A 5,665-nucleotide genomic window follows, 5' to 3' on the forward strand; every position below is an offset into this window, starting at 1 on the left:
AGCCAGACCTCGCTGAGCGTCGGGTACGGCGGCACGGCGTGCCACAGTCGGTCGAGCGGCACCTCGCCGACGATCGCGATCGTCGCGGCGTGCAGGAGCTCGCCGACGCCCGGGCCGACGAGCGTCATCCCGAGCAGCACGCGGCGGTCGTCGTCGACGATCGCGCGCACGGTGCCGGAGTAGTCGTCGGCGACCACCGAGGCCCCCGCGACCCAGGAGAGGTCGTAGTCGAGCACGCGGAAGCTCACCCCGGCCTTCTCGGCGTCGGCGGCGGTGAGACCGACGGAGGCGACCTCCGGGTCGGTGAACGTCACCTGCGGCACGGCGGAGTGGTCGGCTGTGGCGACGTGACGTCCCCAGGGGGCGGTGTCGGCATCCCGACCCGTGGCCCGGGCGGCGATCACGTCGCCCGCGGCGCGTGCCTGGTACTTGCCCTGGTGGGTGAGCAGAGCGCGGTGGTTGACGTCGCCGACGCCGTACAGCCAGTCGACGCCGCGCACCCGGAGCGTGTCGTCGACGCCGAGCCAGGCGCCCGGCTCCAGGCCGACCGACTCGAGGCCGAGGTCGCCCGTCCGCGGCGTGCGGCCGACCGCGACGAGCACCTCATCGGCGCGCACCTCCGAGCCGTCGGAGAGTTCGAGCACCTTCGCCGAGCCCTCGCGGCGCGCGGCCACGACGTCGACGCCCGTGCGCACATCGACCCCGCGCCCGCGCAGGGCCGCTGTGACACGATCACCCGCGAACGGCTCCTGCCCGCCGAGCAGGCCGCTCCGAGCGAGGAGGGTCACCGTCGTGCCGAAGTCGGAGTAGGCGGTCGCCATCTCGGCGCCGACGACGCCACCGCCGAGGATCGCGAGACTCGCCGGGGCGGCCTTCGCGCTCGTCGCCTCACGGCTCGTCCACGGCGAGAGGTCGGCGAGACCCGGGATGTCGGGGAGCAGAGCTGCGCTCCCGGTGGCGACCGCGACGGCGTGGCGGGCGGTGAACTCGGTCTCCGCACCGCCCGGGGAGGTCACGACGACGCGGCGCTCGCCGACGAGGCGCCCGTGACCGCGTACGACCTCGATGCCGGCGCCCTCCGCCCACGACACCTGCGAGGAGTCATCCCAGTCATTCGTGACCGCGTCGCGACGGGCGAAGACGGCGGACGGGTCGATCTCGCCGATCGCTCCGACTCCGCGCACGGCGCGCGCGGCTCGGGTGGCGGCGCCGGCCCGGAGCAGTGCCTTCGAGGGCATGCAGGCCCAGTAGGAGCACTCGCCGCCGACGAGCTCGGCCTCGACCATCGCGACGGTCAGGCCGCCCTGCACCGCGCGGTCCGCGACGTTCTCGCCGACCGCGCCGGCTCCGATCACGACGACGTCGACCTCGCGGCGCTCCATGCGGAACAGGCTACGCCGCGGGCGTGCGCTCCGGCTCGGGCACGATGCGCATCCCGAGCGTCGTGTTCGCCGAGTCGATGAGCTCGTCGAGCCAGACCCGGTTGATGTCGTGCGACTGGGCGTCGAAGTCGAAACGCAGCGTCGACGACGCGTTGATCCACAGCGTCGAGCGCCCGTCGCCCTTCGGGGCGTCGAGCGTCAGCGCGAAGCTCTCGTTTCGGCGCAGCTTCGCCAACACCACGAGCTCGACGTGCGCGAGCGTGCGGTCATCGATCTCGTAGGTCGCGGGGGGCGAACCGTAGTGCAACTGTCCCATTGAGGCGATCCTACGGGCCCGGAGGATTTCGCCGGTACCCTTGCGCTCGTGGCCATCGTGAACCGACTCACCGTCGACGGACGGGATTACTTCCTCCCCGAGCCCGTGACGGACCTGAAGACCCAGATCCTCTCCGCGATCCAGGCGGGTGGCGGCTATGTCAACATCCCGCCGCTGCGCGGAGGGCCGGGCATCGACATCCTCTTCTCGCCGGGCATGCCCGTGACGTGGTCGCAGATCGACGTCGGCGAGAGCGCCATGCCGTCGTCGGAGTCCGACGCGCACGTGGCGGAGACGCCCGACGAGTTCGGGATCTAGGTCTCGACCACCGAGCGACACCCGCCTGCGGCGCTACTCGACGACCGTGACTCAGTCGGCGGTCGCGACGAGCAGCGGCTCGACCTCGTGCACCGGAAGCGGCGGCGAGAAGTAGTACCCCTGCGCACGGTCGCAGCCCCACGCCACCGCGCGGTCGAAGTGCTCGACGGTCTCGATGCCTTCCGCGACGACGCAGGCGCAGCGCTCGTGAGCGAGCGCGATGCACTCGAGTACGAGGTGGTCGACGGCGTCAGCTCCGGCGTGCACGAGCGACCTGTCGATCTTCACCTCGGTGAGCGGCAGGCGGCGGACGAGCTCGAGCGACGTGTGGCCCGTGCCGAAGTCGTCGATCGAGACACCGACACCGCCGTCGACGAGCGCGCCGAGGGTCGCCATCTCGTCGGGGCTGTAGGTGAACTCCGGCGACTCGGTGATCTCGACGGTGAGCGCGAAGCGCGGCAGGTCGAGTTCGCGCAGACGGCGCAGCACGGCCGCCGCGAACTCGGGACGCAACTCCGACGGTGAGACGTTGAGCGAGAGCCCGACCTCGACGCCCCGCGCGTGCCAGTCGGCGATGCGTCGCCCCGACTCGTCGAGCATGAACCGCCCGACGTCGGCGATGAGGCCGTACTGCTCCGCGATGTCGATGAAGCGGCCCGGGAGCAGCAGGCCGTCCTGCGGGTGAATCCAGCGGCAGAGCGCCTCGACCGCGACGACGCGACCCGTCTTCAGGTCGTACTGGGGCTGGAAGAACGCGGTCAGCTCACCCGCGACGAAGGCGTGGCGGAGCTGTCCCGCCAACTCGGTCGCGGAGCGCGACACATCACCCTCGTGCACCGATCCAGATTCGGCCGCGTTCGGGTCACGGTCAACACGGGACAGATCGTCCATCGTGTGCGTATACTACGCGGCCCCCTACGGAAGGGAACCCCCGTGCCCGGGCGACCGTCTTCGGATCCGGGCGCGATATGCTCCGCTTGATGGGCACCCTGACCTACGACTCCAAACTCGCCGTCTCCTTCGACGACCGCATCCTGGCGCACCTCCAGGTGGTCATCTGGTCGAAGCTCCGACGCGGCGAGCACTTCTCGTTCACCTGGACCGAGCCTTCTCGCAGCGGCTTCGGGCGCACGTCGGTCTGGCTCGCCCCGAGCATCCCGCTCACGTTCGAGTACTTCGGTGGGCGTCAGCCGCGGCTCAACCCCGAGTGGGTGCAGATCCTCAGCAAGTCCGCGAACTCGCCGGGCGGGCTCGTGCTGACCCCCGAGCCTCCGGAGAAAGACCCGCCCGCCGCCTAAGAGCGCCGCCGCGTCGCTGTCAAGCCCCCACGTCGGTTCGCGCTCGGCTCGTAGCGTTTCGGACATGACCCTCCAGCTCCCCTCGCCGACGCACTCCGCCTCGCCGGAGATCGCATCCGAGGTGCGCTGGGCAAGCCCCGCGGCCGGTCTCTGGGTGGCGACCCGTCGCGGTGATTACGCCGGCATGGTCGAGAGATCTGACGGCTCGTACCACGCGAGGAGCGCCCGCGGCCGTGCGCTCGGTTCGTTCCCGGACCTCGACTCAGCGCTCTCCGTCGTCGACGGGGGAGATGAGGTCCACCGGGGCGCTCCTCGCGGCGCCACGCTCCTCCTGATCGCGATCAACGGCGGTGCTGCCCTGATCGCGCTCGGGCTGGCGTTCGCGCTCATCCGATGACCCCCCTGCACCCGGCGAGCACCGGCTCGCCGATCTCGGTCTGGTTCGTCGACGACGCCCCGGTGAGGCTGCTGAGCGGCAGCGTGCGGTTCCGGGTGCTCGACGAACCCAAGTGCGCCGACATCAACGGGGAGCGCTACTGGCGCGTGCGGGCACAGAGCGACGACGGGATGACGGCGATGTTCGATCTCAAGCGAGACGGCGGTGGGTGGGTGCTCGCGGGCGTCGACGAAGACCTCCGCCGGACGGGAAGCCGGTGACCGCCGGCGGGGAGTCGGCAGCCCCACAGCCCCGTCCTGAGCCTGTCGTCGAGACGTGGCCCGGCTCGGCGTATCCGCTCGGCGCCACCTTCGACGGCAACGGCACCAACTTCGCGCTGTTCAGCGAGAACGCCGAGCGGGTCGAGCTCTGCCTCATCGCCGACGACGGCACCGAGACCTGCGTGGAGATCACCGAGGTCGACGCCTACGTCTGGCACGCCTACCTTCCCGGCGTGCAGCCCGGGCAGCGTTACGGCTACCGTGTGCACGGCCCGTGGGATCCGGCGCGGGGCCTGCGGTTCAACCCCAACAAGCTGCTGCTCGATCCCTACGCGAAGGCGACGATCGGCGACATCCGGTGGGGGCAGTCGCTCTTCTCGTACCCGTTCGGCGACGAGGACGGGGGCGACGCCGACAACCGCAACGACGACGACTCGGCTGCCGACATGATGCACGGCGTCGTGGTGAATCCGTTCTTCGACTGGACGGGCGACGTGTCACCTCGCGTCCCCTACAAGGACACCGTCATCTACGAAGCGCACGTGCGCGGCTTGACGATGCGGCACCCCGACGTTCCCGACGAGCTGCGCGGCACCTACGCCGGCCTCGCCCACCCGGCGGTCATCGCGCACCTCCAGAAGCTCGGCATCACAGCGATCGAGCTCATGCCCGTGCACCAGTTCGTCAATGACTCGACCCTGCAAGACAAGGGGCTCTCGAACTACTGGGGTTACAACACGATCGGGTTCTTCGCGCCGCACGCCGCCTACGCGTCGAGCGGGGTCGCGGGGCACCAGGTGCAGGAGTTCAAGGGGATGGTGCGCGCCCTCCACACGGCGGGCATCGAGGTCATCCTGGATGTCGTCTACAACCACACCGCGGAGGGCAACCACCTCGGGCCGACGATCTCGATGCGCGGGATCGACAACGCCGCCTACTACCGCCTCGTCGAGGACGACCCGCGGTACTACATGGACTACACGGGCACCGGCAACTCGATGAACGTGCGCACGCCGCACACGCTCCAGCTCATCATGGACTCGCTGCGCTACTGGGTGCTCGAGATGCACGTCGACGGGTTCCGGTTCGACCTCGCGGCGACGCTCGCGCGCGAGTTCTACGAGGTCGACAAGCTCTCGAGCTTCTTCGAGCTCGTGCAGCAGGACCCGGTGATCTCGCAGGTGAAGCTCATCGCCGAGCCGTGGGACATCGGACCGGGCGGATACCAGGTGGGCGGGTTCCCGCCGCAGTGGACCGAGTGGAACGGCAAGTACCGCGACACGGTGCGCGACTTCTGGCGCGGTGAGCCCGCGACGCTCGGCGAGTTCGCGGCGCGCATCACGGGGCCGGCCGACCTCTACCAGCAGGACGGCCGCCGGCCGGTCGCGTCCATCAACTTCGTCACCGCCCACGACGGCTTCACCTTGCGCGACCTCGTGTCGTACGACGAGAAGCACAACGACGCGAACGGCGAGGACGGCAACGACGGCGAGAGCCACAACCGGTCGTGGAACTCGGGCGTCGAAGGCGAGACCGAGGATCCCGACATCCTCACCCTGCGCGCGCGCCGGCAGCGCAACATCCTCGCGACGCTGCTGCTGAGCCAGGGTGTGCCGATGATCCTGCACGGCGACGAGCTCGGGCGCACGCAGCTCGGGAACAACAACGTGTACGCGCAGGACTCCGAGCTCTCC

Annotated in this window: 8 protein-coding genes; 5 read left to right on the top strand and 3 right to left on the bottom strand. The window is 70.2% G+C overall.

All coding sequences use genetic code 11. The features are described from left to right. Positions 1-1,382, bottom strand: a 1,382-nt coding sequence (locus ACO1X9_RS13970) for a dihydrolipoyl dehydrogenase family protein (protein ID WP_486351453.1), incomplete at its 3' end; no start/stop codon positions are given. Between the two features lie 10 nt (positions 1,383-1,392). Then, positions 1,393-1,698: a DUF7882 family protein gene (locus ACO1X9_RS13975; RefSeq protein WP_486351454.1), complete on the bottom strand. Its 306-nt coding sequence runs from the start codon at positions 1,696-1,698 to the stop codon at positions 1,393-1,395. A gap of 48 nt (positions 1,699-1,746) precedes the next feature. Here ACO1X9_RS13975 and ACO1X9_RS13980 point away from each other — a divergent pair, with 48 nt between their 5' ends. Next, positions 1,747-2,016 (top strand): hypothetical protein, encoded by a 270-nt coding sequence (locus ACO1X9_RS13980; protein ID WP_486351455.1) that lies wholly within the window; start codon positions 1,747-1,749, stop codon positions 2,014-2,016. A 51-nt stretch (positions 2,017-2,067) separates the two neighbouring features. Here ACO1X9_RS13980 and ACO1X9_RS13985 read toward each other — a convergent pair whose 3' ends face one another. Continuing rightward, a complete protein-coding gene (locus tag ACO1X9_RS13985) occupies positions 2,068-2,907 on the bottom strand; it encodes an EAL domain-containing protein (RefSeq protein WP_486351456.1) in 840 nt (279 codons plus the stop codon). An 89-nt stretch (positions 2,908-2,996) separates the two neighbouring features. Between ACO1X9_RS13985 and ACO1X9_RS13990 the strand changes: the two genes are divergently transcribed. From ACO1X9_RS13990 to glgX, 4 genes are all read left to right on the top strand, one after another. Further along, positions 2,997-3,314, top strand: coding sequence for a DUF7882 family protein (locus ACO1X9_RS13990; protein WP_486351457.1), 318 nt, complete (start codon positions 2,997-2,999; stop codon positions 3,312-3,314). Between the two features lie 64 nt (positions 3,315-3,378). Beyond that, a complete protein-coding gene (locus ACO1X9_RS13995; protein ID WP_486351458.1) occupies positions 3,379-3,711 on the top strand; it encodes a hypothetical protein in 333 nt (110 codons plus the stop codon). Beyond that, positions 3,708-3,971, top strand: a complete 264-nt coding sequence (locus ACO1X9_RS14000) for a hypothetical protein (protein ID WP_486351459.1) — start codon at positions 3,708-3,710, stop codon at positions 3,969-3,971. The genes ACO1X9_RS13995 and ACO1X9_RS14000 overlap by 4 nt, the downstream gene beginning before the upstream one ends. Further along, a partial coding sequence (glgX, locus tag ACO1X9_RS14005) for a glycogen debranching protein GlgX (RefSeq protein WP_486351460.1) occupies positions 3,968-5,665 on the top strand: 1,698 nt, incomplete at its 3' end. The genes ACO1X9_RS14000 and glgX, both read left to right, overlap by 4 nt.

The sequence above is a fragment of the Pseudolysinimonas sp. genome, assembly GCF_057350545.1.

What these genes read in the sequence shown, in the direction of transcription:
- ACO1X9_RS13975 (WP_486351454.1), bottom strand. Translation starts at nt 1,698, where the DNA reads ATGGGACAGTTGCACTACGGTTCGCCCCCCGCGACCTACGAGATCGAT.
- ACO1X9_RS13985 (WP_486351456.1), bottom strand. Translation starts at nt 2,907, where the DNA reads ATGGACGATCTGTCCCGTGTTGACCGTGACCCGAACGCGGCCGAATCT.
- ACO1X9_RS13990 (WP_486351457.1), top strand. Translation starts at nt 2,997, where the DNA reads ATGGGCACCCTGACCTACGACTCCAAACTCGCCGTCTCCTTCGACGAC.
- ACO1X9_RS13995 (WP_486351458.1), top strand. Translation starts at nt 3,379, where the DNA reads ATGACCCTCCAGCTCCCCTCGCCGACGCACTCCGCCTCGCCGGAGATC.
- ACO1X9_RS14000 (WP_486351459.1), top strand. Translation starts at nt 3,708, where the DNA reads ATGACCCCCCTGCACCCGGCGAGCACCGGCTCGCCGATCTCGGTCTGG.